The 24,983-nt window shown below is 34.0% G+C and carries 24 protein-coding genes; 17 read left to right on the top strand and 7 right to left on the bottom strand.

The window, feature by feature from the left end:
- Window positions 1-50: 50 nt before the first annotated feature.
- The 3 genes from FS85_RS0108215 to FS85_RS0108205 all read right to left on the bottom strand — a co-directional run bounded on the left by FS85_RS0108215 (window position 51) and on the right by FS85_RS0108205 (window position 5,008).
- Window positions 51-344, bottom strand: coding sequence for a FoF1 ATP synthase subunit delta/epsilon (locus FS85_RS0108215; RefSeq protein WP_010135704.1), 294 nt, complete (start codon window positions 342-344; stop codon window positions 51-53).
- Between the two features lie 99 nt (window positions 345-443).
- Complete coding sequence (gene atpD, locus FS85_RS0108210; protein WP_010135703.1) at window positions 444-1,952, bottom strand: F0F1 ATP synthase subunit beta; 1,509 nt, start codon at window positions 1,950-1,952, stop codon at window positions 444-446.
- 179 nt (window positions 1,953-2,131) lie between these two features.
- Complete coding sequence (locus FS85_RS0108205) at window positions 2,132-5,008, bottom strand: TonB-dependent receptor (RefSeq protein WP_010135701.1); 2,877 nt, start codon at window positions 5,006-5,008, stop codon at window positions 2,132-2,134.
- 146 nt (window positions 5,009-5,154) lie between these two features.
- Between FS85_RS0108205 and FS85_RS0108200 the strand changes: the two genes are divergently transcribed.
- From FS85_RS0108200 to FS85_RS0108135, 14 genes are all read left to right on the top strand, one after another.
- Entirely contained in the window at window positions 5,155-6,102 is a 948-nt protein-coding gene (locus tag FS85_RS0108200; RefSeq protein ID WP_010135700.1) for a bifunctional riboflavin kinase/FAD synthetase, read from the top strand.
- A 70-nt stretch (window positions 6,103-6,172) separates the two neighbouring features.
- On the top strand, window positions 6,173-7,447 hold the full coding sequence (gene serS, locus FS85_RS0108195) for a serine--tRNA ligase (RefSeq protein WP_010135699.1): 1,275 nt from the start codon (window positions 6,173-6,175) through the stop codon (window positions 7,445-7,447).
- Between the two features lie 32 nt (window positions 7,448-7,479).
- Window positions 7,480-7,809 carry a hypothetical protein gene (locus tag FS85_RS0108190; RefSeq protein WP_010135698.1) on the top strand — a complete coding sequence of 110 codons (330 nt, stop codon included), beginning with the start codon at window positions 7,480-7,482 and terminating at the stop codon, window positions 7,807-7,809.
- A 38-nt stretch (window positions 7,810-7,847) separates the two neighbouring features.
- Window positions 7,848-9,371, top strand: a complete 1,524-nt coding sequence (locus FS85_RS0108185) for a SulP family inorganic anion transporter (protein WP_010135697.1) — start codon at window positions 7,848-7,850, stop codon at window positions 9,369-9,371.
- Between the two features lie 24 nt (window positions 9,372-9,395).
- Window positions 9,396-10,022: a carbonic anhydrase gene (locus FS85_RS0108180; RefSeq protein WP_010135696.1), complete on the top strand. Its 627-nt coding sequence runs from the start codon at window positions 9,396-9,398 to the stop codon at window positions 10,020-10,022.
- A gap of 76 nt (window positions 10,023-10,098) precedes the next feature.
- A complete protein-coding gene (locus FS85_RS0108175) occupies window positions 10,099-10,992 on the top strand; it encodes a GTP-binding protein (RefSeq protein WP_010135695.1) in 894 nt (297 codons plus the stop codon).
- Window positions 10,993-11,133: 141 nt separating this feature from the next.
- On the top strand, window positions 11,134-11,796 hold the full coding sequence (gene folE, locus FS85_RS0108170; RefSeq protein ID WP_010135693.1) for a GTP cyclohydrolase I FolE: 663 nt from the start codon (window positions 11,134-11,136) through the stop codon (window positions 11,794-11,796).
- Entirely contained in the window at window positions 11,793-12,254 is a 462-nt protein-coding gene (locus FS85_RS0108165) for a hypothetical protein (protein ID WP_010135691.1), read from the top strand. The genes folE and FS85_RS0108165 overlap by 4 nt, the downstream gene beginning before the upstream one ends.
- A gap of 28 nt (window positions 12,255-12,282) precedes the next feature.
- Entirely contained in the window at window positions 12,283-13,965 is a 1,683-nt protein-coding gene (locus tag FS85_RS0108160) for a PhoX family protein (protein WP_010135689.1), read from the top strand.
- A 28-nt stretch (window positions 13,966-13,993) separates the two neighbouring features.
- Entirely contained in the window at window positions 13,994-14,623 is a 630-nt protein-coding gene (locus FS85_RS0108155; protein ID WP_010135687.1) for an ABC transporter ATP-binding protein, read from the top strand.
- Complete coding sequence (locus FS85_RS0108150) at window positions 14,620-15,822, top strand: ABC transporter permease (RefSeq protein WP_010135686.1); 1,203 nt, start codon at window positions 14,620-14,622, stop codon at window positions 15,820-15,822. The genes FS85_RS0108155 and FS85_RS0108150 overlap by 4 nt, the downstream gene beginning before the upstream one ends.
- A complete protein-coding gene (locus tag FS85_RS16870; protein WP_010135685.1) occupies window positions 15,812-16,249 on the top strand; it encodes a hypothetical protein in 438 nt (145 codons plus the stop codon). Before FS85_RS0108150 ends, FS85_RS16870 begins: the two co-directional genes overlap by 11 nt.
- A gap of 83 nt (window positions 16,250-16,332) precedes the next feature.
- The gene (locus FS85_RS0108140; RefSeq protein WP_029489346.1) at window positions 16,333-17,097 is read left to right on the top strand and encodes a 5'-nucleotidase C-terminal domain-containing protein; all 765 of its coding nucleotides are present in this window, start codon (window positions 16,333-16,335) and stop codon (window positions 17,095-17,097) included.
- Window positions 17,097-18,011, top strand: coding sequence for a bifunctional metallophosphatase/5'-nucleotidase (locus FS85_RS0108135; protein ID WP_010135683.1), 915 nt, complete (start codon window positions 17,097-17,099; stop codon window positions 18,009-18,011). The genes FS85_RS0108140 and FS85_RS0108135 overlap by 1 nt, the downstream gene beginning before the upstream one ends.
- Before the next feature lie 175 nt (window positions 18,012-18,186).
- Here the strand turns inward: FS85_RS0108135 and FS85_RS0108130 are convergent, their stop codons facing one another.
- The 4 genes from FS85_RS0108130 to FS85_RS0108115 all read right to left on the bottom strand — a co-directional run bounded on the left by FS85_RS0108130 (window position 18,187) and on the right by FS85_RS0108115 (window position 21,972).
- Window positions 18,187-19,302: a hypothetical protein gene (locus tag FS85_RS0108130; RefSeq protein WP_010135681.1), complete on the bottom strand. Its 1,116-nt coding sequence runs from the start codon at window positions 19,300-19,302 to the stop codon at window positions 18,187-18,189.
- Window positions 19,303-19,328: 26 nt separating this feature from the next.
- Complete coding sequence (locus tag FS85_RS0108125) at window positions 19,329-19,853, bottom strand: hypothetical protein (protein WP_010135680.1); 525 nt, start codon at window positions 19,851-19,853, stop codon at window positions 19,329-19,331.
- The gene (locus FS85_RS0108120) at window positions 19,853-20,713 is read right to left on the bottom strand and encodes a hypothetical protein (RefSeq protein WP_010135679.1); all 861 of its coding nucleotides are present in this window, start codon (window positions 20,711-20,713) and stop codon (window positions 19,853-19,855) included. The genes FS85_RS0108125 and FS85_RS0108120 overlap by 1 nt, the downstream gene beginning before the upstream one ends.
- A gap of 83 nt (window positions 20,714-20,796) precedes the next feature.
- Window positions 20,797-21,972, bottom strand: coding sequence for a helix-turn-helix domain-containing protein (locus FS85_RS0108115; RefSeq protein ID WP_029489345.1), 1,176 nt, complete (start codon window positions 21,970-21,972; stop codon window positions 20,797-20,799).
- Window positions 21,973-22,201: 229 nt separating this feature from the next.
- Here FS85_RS0108115 and FS85_RS0108110 point away from each other — a divergent pair, with 229 nt between their 5' ends.
- The 3 genes from FS85_RS0108110 to FS85_RS15350 all read left to right on the top strand — a co-directional run.
- Window positions 22,202-22,759, top strand: a complete 558-nt coding sequence (locus tag FS85_RS0108110) for an RNA polymerase sigma factor (protein WP_010135677.1) — start codon at window positions 22,202-22,204, stop codon at window positions 22,757-22,759.
- Window positions 22,760-22,897: 138 nt separating this feature from the next.
- Complete coding sequence (locus FS85_RS0108105) at window positions 22,898-23,866, top strand: FecR family protein (protein ID WP_010135676.1); 969 nt, start codon at window positions 22,898-22,900, stop codon at window positions 23,864-23,866.
- Window positions 23,867-24,004: 138 nt separating this feature from the next.
- Window positions 24,005-24,983, top strand: a 979-nt coding sequence (locus FS85_RS15350) for a carboxypeptidase-like regulatory domain-containing protein (RefSeq protein ID WP_010135675.1), incomplete at its 3' end; no start/stop codon positions are given.

Genomic DNA, 24,983 nt, shown 5'->3' with positions numbered 1-24,983 from the left:
AACGCTATCTAAAAAATAGATAGCGTTCTTTAATATATTTTATGTTTGACTTAGTCTGCCAAAACAATAACCTTATTGTCTTTCATTTCAACCGTTCCGCTTTTAATCTTCAAAGTTAAAATTTTATCATCATCAACATGTCGTTCCAAACCTCCAGTCAATTCATTCAGCTCTAAATGTTCTTGAGAGTGTACATGAACTTTTACCAATCCTTTGGTTAATTCCGAAACAATGGCAGCGTGATTGTTTAACATTTGAAATTCTCCTTGGGCTCCTGGAACCGTTACAGAATCTACTTCTGATGAAAACAAGACAGCCTCTGGTGATACTATTTCTAAATACATTTTTTATCAATTAACAATTAATAATTAGCAATGTTCAATACTTTACAAATGGTCAATTAAAACTTATTGTTAATTGCTCATTGCAAATTGTTCATTGACTTATGCTTCCGCTAACATTTTCTCTCCAGCATCAATTGCTTCTTGGATAGAACCTTTAAGGTTAAATGCAGCTTCTGGGTATTTATCCAATTCCCCGTTCATAATCATATTAAATCCTTTAATGGTATCCTTGATATCTACCAATACCCCAGGGATTCCTGTAAATTGCTCAGCTACATGGAAAGGCTGAGATAAGAAACGTTGTGCACGACGTGCTCTGTGTACAACCAGTTTATCTTCTTCAGACAATTCTTCCATACCTAAGATGGCAATAATATCTTGTAATTCTTTATAACGTTGTAACAACTCCTTTACATTTTGAGCACACTCATAGTGTTCTTTTCCTAAAATTTCTGGAGTTAAAATTCTAGATGTAGAATCTAACGGGTCTACTGCTGGGTAGATACCTAACTCAGCAATTTTACGAGACAATACTGTAGTAGCATCTAGGTGAGCAAACGTTGTTGCTGGTGCAGGGTCTGTTAAATCATCCGCAGGTACGTAAACCGCTTGTACAGATGTAATAGATCCTGTTTTTGTAGAAGTAATACGTTCCTGCATAGCTCCCATTTCAGTTGCCAATGTTGGTTGATATCCTACTGCTGATGGCATACGTCCTAACAAGGCAGACACTTCAGATCCAGCTTGTGTAAAACGGAAGATGTTATCTACGAAGAATAATACGTCTTTTCCTTGTCCGTCTCCAGCTCCATCACGGAAGTATTCAGCAATGGTTAATCCAGATAAAGCTACACGAGCACGAGCTCCTGGAGGTTCATTCATCTGACCAAATACAAATGTTACTTTAGAGTCTTTCATTTTTGCGTGGTCTACTTTTTCAAGATCCCATCCACCTTCTTCCATAGAGTGCTCAAAAGCTTCTCCATAAGAAATAATTCCAGCTTCAATCATCTCACGCATTAAGTCATTTCCTTCACGAGTTCTTTCTCCAACTCCTGCAAACACAGACAATCCTCCGTGCCCTTTTGCAATGTTGTTAATCAACTCCTGAATTAATACTGTCTTTCCTACTCCAGCACCTCCAAACAATCCAATTTTACCTCCTTTTGCATAAGGTTCAATCAAATCGATTACTTTAATTCCTGTAAATAATACTTCTGTAGATACAGATAAGTCTTCAAACTTTGGAGCTTCACGGTGAATTGGCAATCCGTTTGCACCTTGTTTATCTAACGGAGCTAATCCATCGATTGGATCCCCACTTACATTAAACAAACGCCCGTAGATATCGTTACCAACAGGAACTTTAATTGGTTCTCCAGTAACAAGTACTTCTTGCCCTCTAGACAATCCATCAGAAGAATCCATTGCAATACATCTTACTGTATTTTCACCAATGTGTTGTTCAACCTCTAACACCAATGTGTTTCCGTTCTCACGGTTGATAACTAAAGAATCGTAAATTTTTGGAAGCTCAGTCCCAGTTTCGAAAGCAACATCAATTACTGGTCCAATAATTTGAGCGATTTTACCTGTTGTTTTAGACATTTTTGTATTATTAAAAGAATTTAATTTCTAGTTCAATTCTAAATCAGTTCAGCGATTTAATTGTCTGCAAAGATATATTTTTTATTAATGTTCACAACTTGATTTTATAAAAAAATAAAGGAGGTTTCAAAACCAAAGTTTGAAACCTCCTTTATGATCATTAGTTTAAAAATGCTTCTTTAAAAATTGTATACCCAAGAACCATAAAACTGAGATCCTATTGTTCCTGTACCTGGTGCTGATTGGTATTCGTGTCCTAAAATATTGGCTCCCCCTACTTTTATTTTAGAGTTCCAATTTGCAATATTATACATCAATTGTGCATCTACCAATGTTCTTGCATCTATTTGACCATCCATAAACGAGGATTGCCAATAAAAAGCATCTTGCCAACGCCCATTGATTCCAAAACCTAGTCCTTTATATACATTATCGTGTCCAAAAGCAATTTTTACTTTGTGCTCGGGCGTGTTAAAAGAAGTTGCAAAATCTGGGTCTTCTGATTGATCAAAATCTTGAGATGCATATGTATAGTTGATTCCAAAATCAAAATCACCAAAAACTTTTGTTTCCAAACCTGCATTTACACCTACTGAACTTACATCTACTTTAGAGTTAGTATATACTCTAACCGCTGTATAATCTCCATTCGCAACTGCCAAAACTGCATTTGGCACGTTGATAACAGGATGAATATCTTGCAGTGTATTGCTTCCATAATGAGGGGTAATTACTGTGTTGATAGAGATAAAATCTCTGTACTGACTGTAGTATGCACTTATGTCTAAAACTGTTCTTTTAGCTACTTTTCCTCTATACCCTACTTCATAAGAAGTTACTTGCTCTGGTTTTACCAAAGTTACATCTGCTGCTTGTAAATCTGCTGGGTTCTGAGTTGCAGAAAATTTACGAATAGAAGATAAGGTAAATGAGTTTTGATAAGCCAAAGTTCCTGTAAAATTTGTGCTAGCAGCAAAACCTTGTTGTTGTGCTGCACCACTATTGGGTACATCTAGTTGATAACGGCTTAGGTTGTCTGCTGCAGAACCTATTAAGATAGCATTTCCTAAATTTAACCCAATGTACTGGTCTTGTGTTGTAGGGTTTCTAAATCCTGTTTGTACCGAAGCTCTAATGTTGTGATTTTTTTCTACATCAGGGCTGTAAGAAGCCGAAAATCTTGGAGAAAAATTTCCATCAAAATTCTGAGCTTTGTCATAACGGATAGATCCTGTTAGTTTTACTTTATTATCCCAAACTTTTTTCTGCAATTGGGTATAGATTCCATATTCATCATAAGAAATATCTTCATCTTTGGTATCCGTAAAAATGGTTCCTTGTGAATTTAACACATACCTTCTTGCTGATCCTCCTATTTGTACTTCTGCAAATTCAATCAACTCTTTAAAATTATAATTCAGGTCTGAGTGAAACAATTTAGAACTATCTACAAATTTTGCTCCTGTAAGTAAGTCAGGATTTTTTATTACTTGGTTGAATGTATTTTTAAACTCCTCGGTTCCTGGTTCTAATCTAACAGCTGTATCTGCTTGAAGTCTAGCAACTGCATGAGCTGCTGTAGGTACATTTGCAGGAACTCCTGAACCTGCCAACTCTCCATTAATTGCCGAAGCATACACTGTTGCATAGGTTCCAAACCATTGGTTGTTTGCTCCATTGGCACTTAGCGTATTGATTCCTGCAAAACGCACATCGTAAGAATCTCCTGCATCTTCTAAGGTTATATAACTACGAAACATTAAGTGTTTGGATTGAAACTCTAATTTATGTTGATGCATGATAAAGTTTCTTAACGCATACCTGCTAGCTCCATGATACATGGTATTTCCGGTTCCAAACTTACTGCTAAAAATAATTTCTGTATCCTTATCATTTTCAAAAGGTTTAAAGTGCAAAGCTAAAGCTGCTCTAAAATTGTCTGTATCATTATTGATTAAATCTTGTTCTGCATATCCTGTTCTAGAAACATCTTCCTTGTTAAAATCGTCTGCATCTATGGGGTTTCCTCCTAAGGTTCTTGCTCCCATGGCTTCTAGCGACTGTGCTACTTCTTTAATATCTGTTTTGATAATATCTCCGTAAATGTTTATACCGTTATAGTCTAACGTACTACGATCTCCGTCAATAGCGACTCCATCATCACTTAAATTACGGGTATCTGTTGCAAACCAATCTGTGGCTTTTAAGAAAGAGGTTGTAAATTTTACAGCAAACTTGTCATTGATTTTTTTTGCTACTCTTGCTCCAACATCTACATAACTGTTGGTTCCTGCATTTTCTGATGAAGTAACCCCTGCTTTTCCGTACACACTAGTTCCTTGATGTGTAAATGGGTTTTTGCTTCTCATAAACATAATTCCGTTAAAGGCATTGGCTCCATATAAAGCCGAGGAAGCTCCTGGCAACAACTCAACAGATTGCACATCTAGCTCGTTTAGACCAATTAAGTTCCCCAAAGGAAAGTTTAATCCTGGAGAGGAATTGTCCATTCCATCTACCAACTGTACAAAACGTGTGTTGGCAAATGAAGCAAATCCTCTGGTGTTTATAGATTTAAATGTTAAACTACTTGAGTTAATATCTACTCCTTTTAAGTTTTCCAATCCATCATAAAAACTTGGCGAGGTAGTTGTTTCTACCACCTTTGCCCCCATTCTTTCAATAGAAACAGGAGATTCAAAAACACGCTCTGGGGTTCTAGAAGCGGAAATAACTACCTGATCGAGACTGGTAACATCTTCTTCTAACAAAATTAACAACTCTTTATTAGTAGTGTACACCTTTTGTTTGTATTCTTTGTAACCAATTGCATTGATATGGATTTCTACTGGTGGGGCTTTTTTGATTTCTAACACAAACGCTCCGTTTTCATCAACCACACCTATTTCTGGTGACTTGGTTACCGAAATTGTGGCTGTTATGACGGGTGTGTTGTCTTGGGAGTTGACTACTTTTCCTTTTACAATTACGGTATTCTGTCCGTAAAAATTAACACATAGCAATGTAAAGAATGTAAGTAATAGTTTAGTTCTCATAGTTTTGGGTTAGGTTGTTTATTCTAATTTACAAAAAAAATAAACATACGATAATATGACACTATCAATTTGATAAAAAAAATCGATTTTTTTACGTTTTCTTCAATCATCACTCTTAAATAGTTTCTTAAATTTGGCCAAAATTCATGAGTCCCTTGGAAGTAATTCACAATTACAAAAACTTTCCCGAAGACATAGACACCGTTGTTACTATCGGAACTTTTGATGGTGTACATGTCGGTCATAGAAAACTATTGAGTCGATTGTTCGCTGATGCGAAAGCTAAAAAGCTAAAATCGGTGTTGTTGACTTTTTTTCCTCATCCCAGGATGGTCATTCAAGCCAACAACTCCATCAAACTCATCAACACCATAGACGAGCGTATTGAAATCCTCTCCCAAACAGATTTGGATTACTTAGTTATTCATCCTTTTGACAAAGAGTTTTCTAATCTTACAGCATTTGATTTTGTAAGAGATGTTTTGGTAGATAAATTAAACGTAAAACAATTGGTAATTGGTTACGATCATCGTTTTGGAAAAAATCGAGAAGGCGACTTTGAACAACTTAAAGAACTAAGCCACACTTTTGATTTTAGCTTAAAAGAAATCAAAGCTCAGGACATTGATAATATTGCCGTAAGTTCTACCAAAATTAGAACTGCTTTAAATGAAGGAGCAATTGCCACTGCAAACGAATACCTTACCACGCCATTTTTTATTAACGGAGTGGTGGTTCAGGGAGCACAAATTGGAAACACACTAGGTTTTCCTACTGCCAACATTAAAATTCCGCAACTTTACAAACTAACTCCCAAAAATGGAGCTTATGTAATTAGAGCTACTTATCAACAAGTAACTTATTATGGAATGTTAAATATAGGAACACGTCCTACAGTAGGAGGCAGTAGCAAATCTATAGAAGCTCACTTGTTTGATTTTAACCAAAATATTTATGATCAAGAAATTAAAGTAGAGTTTTTACACTACCTAAGAGACGAACGTAATTTTTATGCGCTAGAAGCACTCAAGGAACAGCTCCAAACCGACAAAAAAAACAGTCTAGATTTTCTAAAAAAATTAAACCTGCTATAAACATCTTCCTATACAGATTGTTTTTACCTTAGCATGGAAAGATTATATTTGCTGCAAATATAATTTTGATATGTTACAAGTACCATTTATCAGAGAAAATAAAGAAGAAGTTTTGGCTGGATTGGCCAAGCGTAACTTTAAAGATGCAGTTGCAATTATAGAAGATGTAATTGCTACGGATGAATTGAAAAGAAGCACACAAGCTAAGCTCGATAAAGTTTTGGCAGAGTCTAATTCCCTGAACAAAGAAATTGGTCTTCTTTTTAAATCAGGAGAGGTTCAAAAAGCAAACATATTAAAAGAAAAGTCCGGAAAGCTAAAAATCAGTGCCAAGGAATTGCAAGAGGAATTTAACCAAGCAGAGCAAAAATTGCTAAACTTGTTATATACCATTCCTAACGTTCCTAACAAAATAGTTCCTGCAGGATCTAGTGAAGATGACAACATTACTGTTTTTGAAGCTGGAGAAAAACCTGAACTACACTCAGGGGCTTTGCCACATTGGGAATTGGCTAAAAAATACAATTTGATTGATTTTGAATTGGGAAATAAAATTACTGGAGCTGGTTTTCCTGTATACCGAGGAAAAGGTGCCCGATTGCAACGTGCCTTAATCAACTATTTTTTAGATAAAAATACAGCAGCAGGCTACGAAGAAACACAAGTTCCTCATTTGGTAAACGAAGCTTCTGGAATGGGAACTGGGCAATTGCCTGACAAAGAAGGACAAATGTATCATGTTACCATAGATGATTTGTACCTAATCCCTACAGGAGAAGTACCTATGACCAATATTTTTAGAGGAGATTTGTTAAAAGAAGATGATTTTCCTATTTGCTTAACAGGTTACACTCCATGTTTTAGACGTGAAGCAGGTTCTTACGGAGCGCATGTTCGCGGTTTAAACCGATTGCATCAATTTGACAAAGTAGAAATAGTACGAATAGAACATCCTGATAAATCTGCCGAAGCACTTAATGGCATGGTTACACACGTTAAAGAGATTTTAGGAGAACTAAAATTGCCTTATCGAATTTTGAACTTATGCGGTGGAGACTTAGGATTTACATCTACATTAACCTACGATTTTGAGGTTTTTTCTACAGGTCAAGATCGATGGTTAGAAATTAGTTCTGTCTCTAATTTTGAAACATTTCAAGCCAATCGTTTAAAGTTGCGTTATAAAAACGCAGAAGGAAAAAGCACTTTGGCTCATACATTAAACGGTAGTTCATTGGCATTGCCAAGAGTATTGGCTGCTATTTTAGAAAATTATCAAACTCCCGAAGGAATTAAAATTCCAGACGTATTAATTCCTTATACTGGTTTTGACATGATATCTTAAAAATTGTCTATATTTAAGAAAAACCATCTTAAATGCATACACCACACAAAACGTATTTTCTTAGCGGCTTTGCCATTCTAAGCCTAATGTTCTGTGTGGTATTTGCACCTAGTTTAATGGTTTCTTTGGACTCTTTTACAGAACAAAGCAAAGACAATATCACGCTTCTGCTAGAAGAGGAAAACAAAATCCAAGAAAACAACCACCTTAACGATGTGCAGCACTTATACAATACAAACGGTGTATGTTTCAATTTTCTTAACAACAGACTACTTATCGATATTGTTTTTTATGAATCGCTAAAGGTTGGAGTCCTTAATTCAAAAATACAAACGCCTCCACCAGATAGCGTAAATGCTTAGACAAAAGTTACTTTTTCACTAACAAACAAACTAAACTTATGAATTTTGCTTCTTTTAAAAAAAATATCAAACACGATTTTTCTGCTAGTATTGTAGTTTTTTTAGTCGCCCTTCCTTTATGTTTGGGAATTGCTTTGGCTTCTGGTGCCCCTTTGTACTCGGGTTTAATTAGTGGTATTATTGGAGGAATCGTAGTCGGAAGTTTTAGCAACTCTCCTTTGGGAGTTAGCGGACCTGCTGCAGGTCTTGCAGTAATTGTACTAAACGCCATTACAGACTTGGGCTCTTTTAATATATTTTTAGTTGCCGTAGTTATTGGTGGAGCTATACAGCTGATTATGGGATTTTTTAAAGCAGGAATAATTGCTTATTACTTTCCATCTTCTGTAATTAAAGGAATGTTGGCAGGAATCGGAATTTTAATTTTTTATAAACAATTGGACGATGCTGTTGGAATTAAAGCACTGAGCTTAGATGCTATTTCTGAAGGAATTAATGTAAATGTAACTCTAATTACCATTATTTCTTTAGCTATTTTAATTCTTTGGCAAAGTTCGTTTGTCAAAAAAATTCCTTTTGTAGGTCAGCTTCCAGGTCCTTTACTAGCGGTAATTATTAGTATCTTATTAGCTAATTTTGCCGTAGACATTGCTCCAGACTATTTGGTAAAAATCCCTGTAGCATCGTCTACCGAAGAGTTTTTTGCAAGTTTTACTTTTCCTGATTTTGCAGAAGGTCTAGGAAACAAAGATGTGTACGTTACAGGAATTGTAATTGCCGTTGTAGCAAGCTTAGAAACCTTATTGTGTGTAGAAGCTACAGACAAACAAGACCCTTTGAAAAGAACAACCTCTACAAACACAGAATTAATTGCACAAGGAATAGGAAACATGTGTGCTGGTCTTATTGGTGGTTTGCCCGTAACCCAAGTAATTGTTCGTAGTTCTGCCAACATGCAGGCTGGTGGAAAAACCAAAACATCGGCTATATTACATGGCTTTTTATTGCTGATTAGCATTATCTGTATTCCTGTATTGTTGAATAAAATTCCACTTGCTACTTTGGCGGCCATTTTATTGATTGTAGGATACAAACTAGCAAGCCCAGCAACATTTAAGAAAATGTATAGCGAAGGAATGAGTCAGTTTATTCCTTTTATAGTTACCATTGTAGGAATTGTAGGTACGGATTTGTTAAAAGGAATTGGCCTGGGGATGGTTGTAGCTATTTTTATCATTCTAAGAAACAACTATAAAATTCCATACTTTTTAGAAGAAGAAAACGAAGGAGAAAAAGGATCTTATACTATAGAATTGTCTGAAGATGTAACTTTTTTGAACAAAGCTTCTGTATTAAAGGTATTAGACAAAATACCCGAAGAGAGTAACGTTACTATTAGTGCTACCAAAACACAATTTATTCACAGAGATATTATTGAGATTATTGAAGATTTTTCCATCAAAGCAGAAAATAAAAAGATCACTCTTACGTTAATAGATTTGGATCTGGATTTACACAAGCAAGATCAAACGATGTCACATATTCGTGTAATTAAATCTTAAGTTTTAACAATTAAAATAAAATCTATGAAACTTAGAAATATATTTGAAAACAATCAAAAATGGGTAGAAGAAAAGCTTAGCATTGATGCTGATTACTTTAAAAATCTGTCTAAAGGACAAAGTCCTGAAATTTTATATATAGGATGCTCTGACAGCCGAGTAACTGCCGAAGAGTTAATGGGAGTTAACCCAGGCGATGCTTTTGTACACCGCAATATTGCCAACATGGTTCCTAACACAGATTTAAGTGCCATGTCTGTAATTGACTATGCTGTAACACATCTAAAAGTAAAACACATTGTGGTATGTGGTCATTATTTTTGTGGAGGCGTAAAAGCTGCCATGCAATCGCAAGATTTAGGAATTTTAAACCCTTGGCTACGTAATATTAGAGACGTATACAGATTGCACAAAGAGGAGTTGAATGCCATTGAAAACGAAGAAGAACGCTACAACCGACTGGTAGAACTCAACGTGCAAGAACAATGTGTTAATGTGATAAAAACCTCTCAATACCAAAAAGCATTTGCCGAAAGAGAAGTGATTGTACATGGCTGGGTATTTGACATTCATTCAGGTAAGCTGATTGACCTTAAGATTGATTTTGAAAACATCTTAAAAAACATTCAAGAAATTTATAAAATTTGCTAAACACAAAGGCTACAAATTTTAAGGGCTGTATTTCTATATAGGAATACAGCTTTTTACATTTACAAAATATAAAAAAATGGAAGCTATTATTTGCATTGTAGGGTTTTTAGGTGCTGGCAAAACCACCCTTTTAAAACATCTAACTAAAAAATACACAGAAATAGGTTGGCAACCTTTTGTTGTTTTAAACGATTACGAAAACGCCTATATAGATGCACAACAACTTACCCAAGAACAAAATCCAACATGGATTAAAGCTTTACATGGTAGCTGTATTTGTTGTAGTGGTATTCAGGAATTAAGAGAAACTGTTAACCGAATTCCAAAAAGAGAACAAGGAATTACCCTTATTGAAGCCAACGGAACCTCGGATGCTTGTGCCCTAATAGAGTTTTTAGGCGTTGGTCTGGAACCCCATTTTTTGCCTCCAGTACAAATTTCAGTAGTAGATGTAAGCAACTGGCAACAAAGAGGAGAACACAACGAATTAGAAGCGAATCAGATACAAGTCTCATCATTAATTGTATTGACTCATATAGATGCTGTAAGTGAATTAGAACTACAGAAAGCAACCGAAAGTATTCAGAAAATAAACCCAAAAGCAGCAATCACAAATATGAGTAACTTAGATTTGCTGTTGCTACCAAAATTAAAAGCTACTGAAAATCATGTAGAAAAAATAGATCATTTAAAATCACATTGGTCCTCGTGTTCTATTGATTTACCTGTACTTGCCAGTACTGAAATCATTCAACAACTTTGTTCTCTTTTGCCCCAAAGCATCTTACGAGTAAAAGGCTGTTGTCAACTTACAGAACAAGAAAACTATGTTTATTTTGAACGTAAACCTAATGGAACTTGTTTGATTAGACCTTTTAACGGAATTCCGACTACAGGTTCAAAATTATTAACCATAGGCCCTGGAAGCAATCCTAATGTGCTACAATCTATTTTAGACAGACTTTACTAAAACCTAACAACTTAAGCAACTTTTAAAACTACCCACTCTCAAATATTTTTTGAGAGTTTTTTTTTGCTTAAAATCAATTATGGCAACAATATTGCACAAAAACAATATATTTGCAACAATGTTGCATTTAAAAAATCACAAATGAATAAAAAACAAATAGAAGACATAGGAGACAACCATATTGGTTTTAGCATTAAAACCCCTATGCTACCAAATGCATTTGTTAAAACAGATGCAGAAAAAATAGAAACCATACAAAAATATTTTGGCCTTATTATGGAAGAATTGGGCTTGGATCTTAAAGACGATAGTCTTTCGGGTACTCCCTACAGGTTTGCAAAAATGTATGTAAAAGAATTGTTTTACGGCCTTAACCCTACCAACAAACCCAAATTGGCTACGTTTGAAAATAAATATCGATACCAAAAACTTATTGTAGAACAAAACATTACCATAGACTCTGCTTGTGAGCATCACTTTTTGCCCATAACAGGCCATGCTCATATTGCTTATGTTCCTAAAAAAAAGGTGATAGGACTTTCAAAAATAAACCGCTTGGTAGATTATTATGCACACCGACCACAAGTGCAAGAACGTTTGTCTATTCAGATTTTAAAAGATTTACAAGATGCTTTAGAAACGGAGGATGTAATTGTTATGATTTCAGCCAAACACTTGTATGTATCCTCTAGGGGAATTAAAGATAAAAATAGCTTTACCACTACCCTAGAATTTGGTGGGTGCTTTGAAGACGAAAGCAAACGAAATGAATTTTTAAAAATCATAAAACCTCAACAAATATGATTTGTAAAAAACAAATAAACCAAACTCAAAACCAATGGGCTCAGGGTATAATAGCCATTGGAAAGCTAAAAAATGAGCGAAATGCCTGCGAACAAAAAGCAAAAGAATTTATTGATTCGCTTTATGCCTTTGATCATGTTCCTGTACTATTCAAACCAACACGATGTGAAACTAAACAATTTCGCTTTGATAAAAATGAAGCATTGTCTTATTTTATTGCTGGTAAAAACAGAACTTGCCAAGAGGATCAAGGTTTTACCTCGCAGCCTTGGATAAAAATCAGATTTGAAAATACAGGATGGATCTTAGAAGAAAATAGAGCCATTACCATGGGCAATTATTATTTTACCGACATCCATAACCAAGAAGTAAAGGTAGAATATACTTTGGGTTATAAACTAATTGAAAATCAGTTAAAAATTGATTTACACCATTCCTCATTTCCTTTTAAAGCATAAATACAAGCAAAATTTTATTAATAATCACATGAAAACACAAACAACCTACAACAGAAAAGAGTTTCTCTCTTTTTTAGGTAAAATCGGAATCGGAGTTGCAATGGTTCCACCATTTTTGGCTAGTTGCGGAAACACCACCACTCCGAATTCTAAAAACAAACTGAGTGAAGCTGATAAAAGCCGACTAAAAGATTTGGTATTGCAAAATTTAGCCCCCTCAAACAAAGACGACTTGCTTTTATCCAAAGGACTGTCTTACCAGCCTATTATTCGCTGGAACGAAGCCATTAGCGATCAAGATCTTTTTGGCTTTAACAATGATTTTACTTGCTTTATTCCTTTAGATAACACCAATCCTAATGATGGATTGCTTTGGGTAAATCACGAGTACATCAATCCGCTATTTGTGTCTAATTTTAATTACAGAGATTACGACAATCCTAGAGAACACAGAACCCAAGAACAAGTAGATCAAGAAATGTATCATGTAGGGGGAACTATTGTACGAATTAAAAAAGAAAAAAATGAATGGAAAATAGTACACAACGACCCTTATAACCGACGTATTACCGCACAAACTCCTATTCAATTAAATTGGGACAAACCCATTAAAGGGAAAACAACAGTAAAAGGAACCTTAGCCAACTGTTCTGGAGGAATTACCCCTTGGAATACATTTATTACTTGTGAAGAAAACTACGATGGTTTTTTTGGTGAAACTGAATACGATGCCAATAATGTTGCTAGTCATCGATTTAGCAGTTATGGCTGGGATCGTTTTTATGATTACCCACCAGAACACTATGGTTGGGTGGTAGAAATAGATCCAAAAACAGGTGCTGCCCAAAAACACATTGCTTTGGGTAGGTTTGCACATGAATGTTGCTCCTTGTACGAACTAGCAGACAAGCGCGTGGTTGCATATACAGGTGATGATAGCAACAACGAACATTTGTATAAATTTATTTCATCAAAACCAGGATCGTTAAAAGAAGGAACCCTTTATGTAGCCGACACCATTAATGGAAAATGGTTGCCCTTAGATTGGGAAACACAACCTAAACTAAAAGCTAAATTTAAAGACCAAACAGAGGTATTGATTCGCGCAAGAGAAGCAGCCAAACTATTAGGTGCTACCGAGCTAAACAGACCTGAAGACATTGAGATAGACCCATTAACAGGGAACATTATTGTAAGTTTAACCAACAACAAGTCTAATAATGATTTTCACGGAAGCCTTTTAAAAATTGAAGAAACCAACGGAGCTTTTGATGCACTTAGCTTTAAAGCATCTACCTATTTGGCTGGAGGTGAAGCTCAAGGTTTTTCGTGCCCAGACAACCTTGCTTTTGACCTTTCTGGAAATTTATGGATGACTTCCGACATGTCTGGAAGTGCTATGAACAGAGCAGACAAACCTTATCAAGCTTTTAAAAACAACAGCTTATTTGTGATTCCAAGACTAGGCAAAGATGCAGGAAAAGTAATTAGGGTTGCTTCCGCACCTACCGATGCCGAACTTACAGGCCCTTGGTTTTCTCCTGATGGAAAAACCTTATTTTTAAGCGTGCAACATCCTGGAGAACAAACCAAAGACCTTAACAACCCTACCAGCAAATGGCCTTTTGACAGTGACGGGATTCCAAAACCTGCTGTGGTTGCTATTTCGGGAGATTTGATTGAAAAAATGAACTATTTAAATCAACTATAAATATAATTTACAACTCCAACACGAAGCCATGCTTAGCACACATCAATTGACTTATCAATACAAAAAAGGTGAAAAAACTTTCTGTTTTCCAGACATACAACTTCAACCAAAAGAACATTTGCTTATTTTGGGAAAATCTGGAATAGGAAAAACTACTTTATTGCATTTGATAGCTGGTTTATTGCCACCCACAAGTGGAGAAATTCGTGTTGGAGATGTTTCTCTTTCTAAACTTACTTTTAAAGAAACTGAGCAGTTTAGAGGACAACAAATGGGCTTTGTGTTTCAAAAAAAACATGCCTTGGCTTCTTTAAGCATTTTAGAACACTTAAAAACACGTTTGTTTTTTGCAAAAAAATCCATTCGAAAAAAACAAATAGACGAACTGTTACAGCAACTTGATTTAAGTGAACTTATGCATAAAAAGAGTAATGAGTTAAGTGAAGGGCAGCTACAAAGACTCAGTATTGCATTGGCGGTGGTACATCAACCTAAACTTTTACTGGCCGATGAGCCCACTTCTAGTCTTGATGACATCAACTGTAAAAAAGGAATTCAGCTATTGTTAAATCAGGCAACACAGAACCAAGCCAATTTAATAGTAATTACACACGACAAACGCATCAAGCCCTATTTTTCTAAATCTATTGTTTTATGAATTTGTGGTTCATCAGCATAAAAAACATAAAATCAAAACCCTTACACACGGTTTTAAGCGTATTGACACTATCATTTAGTTTGGCTTTACTACTTGGTATTGCTCAAATTAAACATTCTTTTGAACAACAAATACAACAACAAGTACAGGGTATTGATTTGATTGTTGGGGCAAAAGGAAGCCCAATACAGCTTGTACTTTCTGCTTTGTTGCATTTAGACAAGCCTACAGGAAATATAGCTTATCAAGAAGCCTTAAAACTAAGCCAAAACAGACATATTAAATTTGCAGTGCCTATATCTTATGGAGATAATTATTTGGGATATCGCATTGTAGGCACTACACCAGATTTTAAAAAACTATACAATACACAGTTACTACAAGGAACATGGCCTCAAAAAAAATTAGAGGTGGTAATAGGTAGTCAAGTTGCCAAAGAACTCCGTTTGCAATTGGGAGCTACTTTTAAAAGTGCTCATGGTTTGATGGCAAACGAACATCACGTGCACCAAGAAGAATTTACAGTAGTAGGAATATTAAACTCAACAAACAAAGTAACAGACAGACTTATTCTTACACCATTAGAAAGCATTTGGGAAGTACATCAACACAAGGAGCACAATGCACCTAATTTGGGGCATGGAGAAAATTCACATCAACAATCTAAAGAAATTACAGCCATATTGATTCGCTTTAACAACCCAATGGCTTTGTTAACATTGCCAAAAAAAATTAATAAAGATACGCATTTACAGGCAGCACTTCCCAAATACGAGCTAAACAAACTTTACCAATTTACCAACATAGGTCTTCAAACCATAGCAACCATAGCTTATTTTGTACTGATGATTGCGGGTTTTATTTTGTTTAGTAGTCTATACAAAATGGTACAAGAACGCAGTTACGATTTGGCTTTGATGAGAACCTATGGGGCAAGTCGTTTACAACTGCTACAAATTGTATTATACGAAGGCATAATGATTGTAAGTCTTTCTCTAATTTTGGGAATTTTGTTCACAAACATAAGTACAGCTATTTTTAAACATAACCTACCACAACATCTATTAAACCCACTTCCACTACAAGCTATTATACAAATAGGATGTTTAACTATTGGCGTAACATTTTTGGCTGTACTACTAGCCGTTGCTCCTATTTTTAACCTAAACATAGCAAAACAGCTTAATCATGAAAAATAACCTTGTATTGTTCCTTTTTATTTTAATGAGTTCTTTCTCAATAGCACAAAATAAACTCACCTGGGAACAAATGGCCAAAGTTACTTTTAAAGAAAAGTACTTAGAAACCTTAGACCAACTGGTACTGTATCCTACTTTCCCAACAACCCTAAATCAACTTAACGGTAAAAATGTTGAAATAACAGGATACTTTTTAGACATACATCCTACTAAAAAAACGTATATATTATCTAAAAACCCCATGGCATCTTGCTTTTTTTGTGGTGGTGCTGGACCAGAAACCGCTATGGAATTGCAATTTAGCACTGTACAAAAAATTGAAACCGATGCCATTGTTACCATAACCGGCAAGCTTTTTTTAAACAAAGATGACATCGAACATTTTAATTTTATACTTCGCCAGTGCAAAGTCACAAAAACACACTAAATGTTAACAAAATCACAACTTTGCAATCTCGCTTGTTTGTAAAATCGTTGTTTAATTTAGCTGTTAAATAATCCTTTTTTAAAATGAAAACCCAACTTACAAAAGTCATTTTATTTATTTGTGGATGGATATCTTTCGTGTCCTGTAAAAACAGCACACAACAACTAAGCAAAATAGTTGGCAAAAACATCGCTATAGATAGTGCAATGGTAGCTAATACCGCTATTGATAGTATGATTGCTCCATACAAGACACAACTAGACCGTGAAATGCAGCAAATACTGACTTACACACCTGTAACCTTACAAAAAAAAACAGACCAACAACAAAGTAATTTGGGCAACTTAATGGCCGATTTGACTTATCAAATGGCACAGCCTATTTTTCAAAATAAAACGAAACAAACCATCGATTTTGCCCTATTTAATTCTGGAGGAATTAGAGCGTTGATATCCAAAGGAAATGTAACCAAAGAACACGCTTTTAAACTCATGCCTTTTGAAAATCAGTTGGTTGTGGTTCAACTTAGTGGAAAAAAAACAGAAGAACTCATCCATTATTTTATTCAAGGAAAAAAAGCCCATCCGCTTTCTAAACAAATAAAACTCACCATACACAACGACCAAAGCTACGAACTGAGCATAAGAGGACAGAAATTTGATCCAAACAAAAACTACCTTGTTCTTACTTCTGATTATTTGCAACACGGAGGCGATGGCATGGATTTTTTTAAAAACCCTATAGCCTTAACTAAGATAGATCTTAAAGTTAGAGATGCTATCATTCAGTATTTTAAAAAAACAGACACTTTAAAAGCTCGTATAGACCACCGCATAACACTTGACTAATGGAAAGAAGAAAATTTATAAAACAAGTAGGAGGTGCCAGTACTTTAGCTCTAGCTGGAGGACTTACATTGCCTGCTTTTACTACCCAAAAACAAAGGCATTTAACTATTTTACACACCAACGACACTCACAGTCACATAGAGCCATTTAAACCCACACACTACCGAAATGCCAGTAAAGGAGGTGTAGCCAAACGTGCTACATTGGTACAGCAAATCCGTAAAGAAAACCCCAATACACTATTGTTAGATGCAGGAGATATTTTTCAGGGCACCCCTTATTTTAATTATTTTGGAGGTGCACTAGAGTTTCAATTGATGAGCAAGTTGCAATACGATGTTGCTACACTTGGAAACCATGATTTTGATAATGGAATTGAAGGCTTTTATAAGCAACTACCCCATGCACAATTTGATTTTGTATCTGCCAATTACGATTTTAAAAACACTGTTTTGGACAGTCATGTAAAACCCTATAAAATAATACATAAAAATGGAATTAAAGTAGGGATTTTTGGATTGGGTATTCAACTAGAAGGTTTGGTAGATCATAGGTTGTACAAAGAAACTACCTACTTAGACCCAATTGAAATTACAAAAGACATTACCCAAGAACTCAAAACCAAACACCACTGCGATTTAATTATTTGTTTGTCTCACTTGGGGTATCACTACAAAAACAACCCTAATAAAATATCTGATTTAATGCTTGCCAAAGCAACTCAAAATATCGATTTGATTATTGGAGGGCACACCCACACTTTCTTAAAAAAGCCAACCATTGTTAAAAATGCTGCTGGTAAAAACACCTTAATCAATCAAGTAGGAGCCTATGGAATCAATTTGGGAAGAATTGATTTTTACTTTGATGAAGTAGATGAACTCACTACAGAAAGTGCTACTATTTTAGTGTAAGTCTATTGATTAGAAAACCAATAAACATAAAAAAGCTGTATCGAAACAACGATACAGCCTTTAGGTTTGTAATTGTTATCTAACAAATGCCCATATACATGGCAAACAGCTAGGATAAACAATATTATCAAACCTCACTTTATCAACCTTACTTTCCCATAGAATAATAGATTTTTTAATCAAAAACTTCTTTTAAATTTTGTTCTAAAAACAGATGACAAGCATTGTAAAGTCCATCGCTGTGTTTTGCACCATCTACCTGAATCCAACTTGCATTTTTAGAAAACCTGTTTTCGATGGTAGCCAAAGTAATTCCTCCTATTTTTTGATACGCAGGATTGTTGAGGGTTGGAGCAATGGTTTGTTGTGACTGATATGCCTTTATTTTTTCCTTTTTAAGGACTCCGTTTATTTCTATTGGTTTTTTTAAATTTCCATCGTAGGTAGCCAAAGCAGAACCTCCTATTTTATTTCTTCCATACACTACAGAGAACTCTGTTAATACATCGGTAGCTATATTATTTCCAGCAGATTTTATTCCTAATAGACTTTTTTTATCTTCTCCAGAATTTACCACGGTATACCTATCTACCAACCTATAGTTGGTATTAATTTTTACCTTAGCCACCTTATCTAAACTTCCTAAATTAAATCCTGGTTTTGGAGCTTCGGTAAACATCACATACATATTGATATCCAACACCATTACATCTCCTAATTCTTTTGAAATTTTTGGATATCTTGATAACTTAGGATGCTTAAACTTTTTAGTAAATTTGGCTAGAGATTTTCCTACATCGGTTTTTTTAGGAATTTTTGATAAAAAAGAATATCCAGCAGGTACAGTTTGTATTACCCCAGGCAATTCTTCTTTTTCTAACAATAATGGACCTTGTAAAACTTCATATCCTTCAAAAATTTCTAAATTTTTCGCCTCATTTACAGGTACTAATTGATAGCCACTCGCTTTTATTTTATTGATGGTCTCTTGGTAAAGCAAGTCTGTTTTTTGTTGAATCGCAGCAATATCTACTCCTTTTAAACCTACTCCTAAACTTACTTTAGCATCTCCAACTACTTTTCCTCTTGTCCCTTTATACCCTGCTTTTTTATTTCTTATTTCTTTATAAACTTCAAAAAACACGTTAAAAGAGTTAATATAAACCTTATCCTGTTTTTTGGCTTTTTTTAAATTAAATCCTTTTGTCTTTAATTTTATTTCCGAAACTTGTTGCGCATTTGCTATGGAAATAGTTAATACAGCAGCTATTAAAAAAAATTGTTTTTTCATTTTATTATTTATTAAGTTTTAATTTTTTACACTCCAATAATTTGACCTGTAAAGGTGGTTTCTGTTCCATCTTCAGCTTTCATTATCAGGTTTTTAAACTTTAAGTCTATTTTAGAAGAGTCATCACTATTGGTTGTAATGGTTACTGTTCCCGATTGAGCATACCAGTTTTTGGAATCGTGACTGTAAAAAACAATAGATACTTGTCCTTTTTCTGGGTAAACATTGATGCTTTCTGATGCCAACACTTCATAACTTCCTACCTCAATTTCTTGCATCACTTCAAAATAAAAAGTTAAAGCTGCACTACTCGATTGGCATGGTTTAGAGATGATATGAACAATTGAAACCAAAGTCTTTCCTTGAGAAACAGGAGCACATTCAATATTATCATCTCCAAAAAAGTAATAAGAACCCTCTTTAGTTTCTTCAATAATCTCTTCTTCTTTATTAATAGCATCTTCTGGTTCGTCAGTAGAAGAACAGCTCACCATGGTTCCTAAAAAAAGACAGCACAGTAACGCTGACTTTAATAACATTTGCTTTTTCATTATACCCCTAGTATTTGTCCTGAGATTACAATTTCATCATCATTTGAGTTTTTAAGCACAAGTCCTTCAAAAACACAATCAACAAGTGTATTAAGAGTGTTGTTTGTTTTTATAGTTATAGTCCCTGATTGCCCATAGTAATTTTCTCCATCTATAAATAAGCTCACCGCTACGTTTCCTTCTAACGGATTTTTTTCTTCAGCATTTGTTGCTTGTATTTGATAAGTTCCTGTGGCAATAGCTATATCTGCTTTAAAATTAAAACTCAAAGATTTTTGAGAACCATCACAGAATTTTGTTCTCATGGTAATTAATCTTTGATCGGTCTCTATTTTATTTTTTGTTTGAGACGTACATTCAATTTCATTTGGTAACAATAAATAAGAATATGTCTTTTCAACTTCAATAGCATCAGAACTAACTTTTAAAGAGTTGTAAAAAGTATTAGTTGATGTTTTAAAAACATTGATTTCGTTAATAAAATTTTCTGCTGTTAAAGACAAAACATAAGACAAATCTTGTTCTGTATCTTTCCAAATATATTCATTACCACTAATGGTAAAAACTGGAAGTTCAATTTCATCTCCATCATTTTTTTCTGGATTGGTATCTATAAACAACATTCCCGAGCTAGAAAAAGTAAAAGTAGTTTTTTGATTTACTGCATACGGAGCTTCATTTATTGCAGTCTCTGTTGTAAAATTAACTACCTGTGTTGGATACTTTAGTTTGAGTAACGCTATAAAATCTTGTTGATTTTGGGTTAAACCCGCTTCGGATTCCGGTCCGTTATCAGAAGTGCAAGCCATCAAAACAGCCATCGCCACAAAATAAAAAAGCTTGTTGATATAATGTTTCATTGTTGTTGTTTTTGGGAAGTAAATAAACAAGATTTACCTAAAAAACTAGGAAACAAAACAATGTAAGATGTCTCAAAAACGGATTATGAGACGGATTTATACTTCTTTACATACTGTGCTGGTGTAAGATTTGTCTTGTCTTTAAACACTCTATAAAAAGTAGCTCTGCTCTTAAAACCAGACAGTTCTGCAATGGCATCTATGGTTAAATTACTGGATTTTTCTAACAATAACTTTTTTGATGTTTCTATTCTATAATCATGTATCAAATCTGAAAAATTTTTACCAAAAACTTGATTGATACTGTCAGAAACCATTCTTTGGGACTGATGGAGTTGTTTTGCCAAATCAGAAATGGCATAATTAGGCGTTAAATAGGCTTTACTTTCTTTAATGTGCTGCTGAATTTGGACCGATAAAGCATGTAAGTCTTCGGCATTTTCCTTGCAATCCTCTTTTTTTACCTGCGCTGATTTTGGTGATAAAGGCCATTTGAATTTGTTTTCTTTAGAATCAAAAACATCTTCACTAGACGTAGCATTGGCCGAAAAACTCTTGTACACCATAATTGGATAAAAACATGAAGATGCTAAAGGTGTTGCCAAAAGATCTGAATACATCATATAGCTAGGAAAAAAACTGATTTGAACTATATACACCAACAACATTAAAACATTAAGATACAACAAACGAAACACAAAAAAACGAAGCCATTTGTAGTTGTTTTTTTCTGCAACAGACAGGTAGTTTTTTGTTCTCATTCCATTCACTTTTCTAATACTCCAAGTGATGTATATTGCAAAATGAATTAACTGAGCCAAATAAATAAAGTTCGTAACTACGTCTTCTCCTGAAACGATTTGCAAATAATTTTCAAGAATGGCTTCTCTTGACTGAAAATTGAGATACACTCCATAAAACGTAACCAAAAAAACAGGCAAAAAATGCAAGAGTTCCTTTTTTTTAAACCAATATGTATTTCCTTGAACCAAATAAACATACAATAACAATAAAGGTCCAAACAAAAAAGTACTAGACAAACCTAAAAAGATAAACACCAAATATTTTGAAAAATATTGCAAATACAACAAAGGGTTCATTACCAAAACCAAGCTAGGGATAAAAACTAAGAGTCCTAACACTTTATTACTTGGACTATTGTTTTTTTTAAACAATAGAATTAAAGAAAGTACCAATAAATTTACTGCCGCAAGTAATGAGAAAATGACCAATAGTTTTAATGTATCCCAATCATTCATAAACTTAACATCTGGATTAAAATTGTTTAAAATAATCTTACATGCATGCAAGACATCTACTTGTGTTTTGGGCTAAAATATTATTTATTTTTAAATTTAAAACCCTCCTATATATAATAAATTGCATCGTTTTTTTTTATAACTAGTTATTTCCCTGCAACAAAGGTTAACATTTCAATAATATAAACAGGGTATATTTTAAGTACATTGCAGCCCTAAAAAGTATAAAATGCTTTCTAATTCAGAACTGGCAAAACGAATAACTAATAATGATGAAATAGCCTATAGCACTTTGTATAGTAGGTTATGGGAGCAGTTATATATTTTTGCAAAGTCTATTGTTATGGATGAAGCAGAAGCTAAAGATGTAATTCAAGAAGTTTGGTTAGATTACTGGAGGAGAAGAAAAGAGGTATCTCCTAACAATATAGAAGCTTATTTACATCAGGCAGTGCGTTACAAAGTTTACAACTCTATACGAGATAAAAAGTTCAACCAGGTTCAGTTGGAAGTTTGTAGAGAGTTAACAATAGATTCTGTTACTGAATTGGATCATGATTTTGATGAAACGAACTTACGATTACGTCATTATATAAACAATCTTCCTACAAAATGTCGTGAAATTTTTACGTTGAGTCGTTATGAAGGTCTAGACAACGAAGAAATTGCTCAAAAAGTTGGAACGTCCAAACGTACTGTAGAAAATCAATTGTCTATTGCACTTAAATCTCTTAGAACCCATATGGAAAAAGTAATTTCTTTTCTTCTTTTTTTGGGGTGTTTATAGAGCTTCAATAACTTCATCTTTCTTTTTTGTTAATTAAATATTAACGAAATCTTTGAATATAAACATAACGTTAAACCTTGTTTTTGAACCGTGAAAAAAAATTAGGTTTGGGTATATACTAGTATAGACCCATAAAAAATGACAGAAAAAGAATTAAAAGAATTAATTAACAAAAGGCAAAAAGGAAATCTTTCTAAAGAAGAACAACAAGTTTTAGAATTATTTGAGGAAAAAATGTTGGCAAGAAATGAACAACATATTTTTTTTAACGATAGGCACAAGTCTATGGTTCAACAAGAAATTTACTCAAACATTCATAAAGCTAAGAAAAAGAAATCCATTAGTACTTGGTTAAGAATAGCTGCAATATTTGTGTTAACTGCATCTATAGTTGGAGGTAGTTGGTATTTTTCATCTAAACTACAAATAGAAAGCACTTACACAGTGGCACAAACTATTACTAAAAGAGCTGACTACGGTAAAAAGTTAACAGTGACTTTACCAGATGGATCGGTAGTAAATTTAAATAGCGGCAGTGAAATTAGATTTCCAGAAACTTTTAACGAAACTACTAGAGAAGTAATATTAACTGGAGAGGCTTTTTTTAATGTTCAAAAAAAGCCAACACATCCATTTATAGTCAAAACTCCAATGGTTACTACTAAAGTGTTGGGAACCACTTTTAACATCAAAGCGTATCAAGATCAGGATGATGTAGAAGTTACTCTTGCTACAGGAAAAATTAGTGTAGCTATTGAAGGAGAAGATGAGATGATTTTAACTCCTTCTTATCAGGTAAACTTTAATAAAAAGAGCAAAAGTATTCAAAAACAAAAAGTAGAATTAGACAGGTTTTTAGCTTGGAAAGATGGTGTTTTAAGGTTTGATGATGAAACGTTGGCAACAGCAATTCCAAAACTAGAAAAATGGTTCAATGTTAAAATACACTTAGAAGATAAAAATAGTCAAAACTGTTCGTTTACAGGAGTGTTTAAAAATGCTTCTTTAAAAAACATATTAGATAACATCACTTTTGTAAAACCTAATTTATCCTACAGATTTATTTCTTCTAAAGAAATTCAAATTTTAGGAAAGTGTAATCATTAAAATAAATTTTATGACATAAAGAAAACGAAACTACATACTACTGAATAAAAAAACAGTCTGTTATAAGATACTTTGGCGAGTAAAACAGACTGCTAGCGATTAACAATAACTAATTAAAGAAATTATTAAACATTTTTTATGAACTTAATTAAACATCCTTTTGTAAAAATGGTCACAAAATTGTCTGTTTATTTAGCTCTTTTATTTTTTGCCAATCCAATGTTTGCAAAATTTGCATTCGGCCAAAATCTGGCAGAAACAAAGATATCAATTTTAAAAATAGACGCAACTCCATTAGAAATTTTAAAAGAAGTAGAATCTAAAACAGATTATTATTTTATTTATGATCAATCTCTTAAAAAAATAGATAAAGAGATTACAATCAAATCCAAAAACATATCTGTTTTAAGAATATTAGAAGAACTAACATCTAAAGTTAAATTACAATTTAAAAGAATCAATAACAGTATTTCGGTACAACAACTTACCGATACAAAATCAGATGTAATAAAAATAACAGGTGTGATTACAGATGAAATGGACATCCCTTTACCTGTGGTTACGGTTTTAGAAAAAGGAACCACCAACCAAGTAATATCAGATTTTGATGGAAACTTCACCATCAACGTAACTACTAACAACCCTGTGCTGGTCGTGTCTTATAACGGATATATTACGCAAGAAATCCCTGTAAAAAATAAAACTCAGCTTAAAATTGTTTTAAAAGAAGATGTAACAAAGTTAAGTGAGGTAGTAATTACCGCATTGAATATTTCTAGAGAAGAAAAATCTTTAGGATATTCTGTAGCTAAAGTGAATGAAGAAGATTTAACCAAAACAGTAACAGGAAACTGGATTAATGGAATGTCTGGTAAAGTAGCGGGTTTAACTTTTGATCAGGCAGGCACAGGACCAAGCGGATCTGTTAGAGTTACCTTGCGTGGGGATCAATCTTTAAATTATGGAAACAATGAAGCTTTATTTGTAGTAGATGGAATTCCTATTACTTCTGGAATTACGTCTACAAGAAGTGTTAGTAATTACGCACAAGGAGATGCTCCTATAGATTATGGAAATGGAATTAGCGATTTAAACCCAGATGATATAGAATCTGTTT

The sequence above is a fragment of the Ochrovirga pacifica genome (assembly GCF_000220525.1).
Classification (GTDB): domain Bacteria; phylum Bacteroidota; class Bacteroidia; order Flavobacteriales; family Flavobacteriaceae; genus Ochrovirga; species Ochrovirga pacifica.
This window is presented reverse-complemented; position numbering and strand designations above follow the sequence as displayed.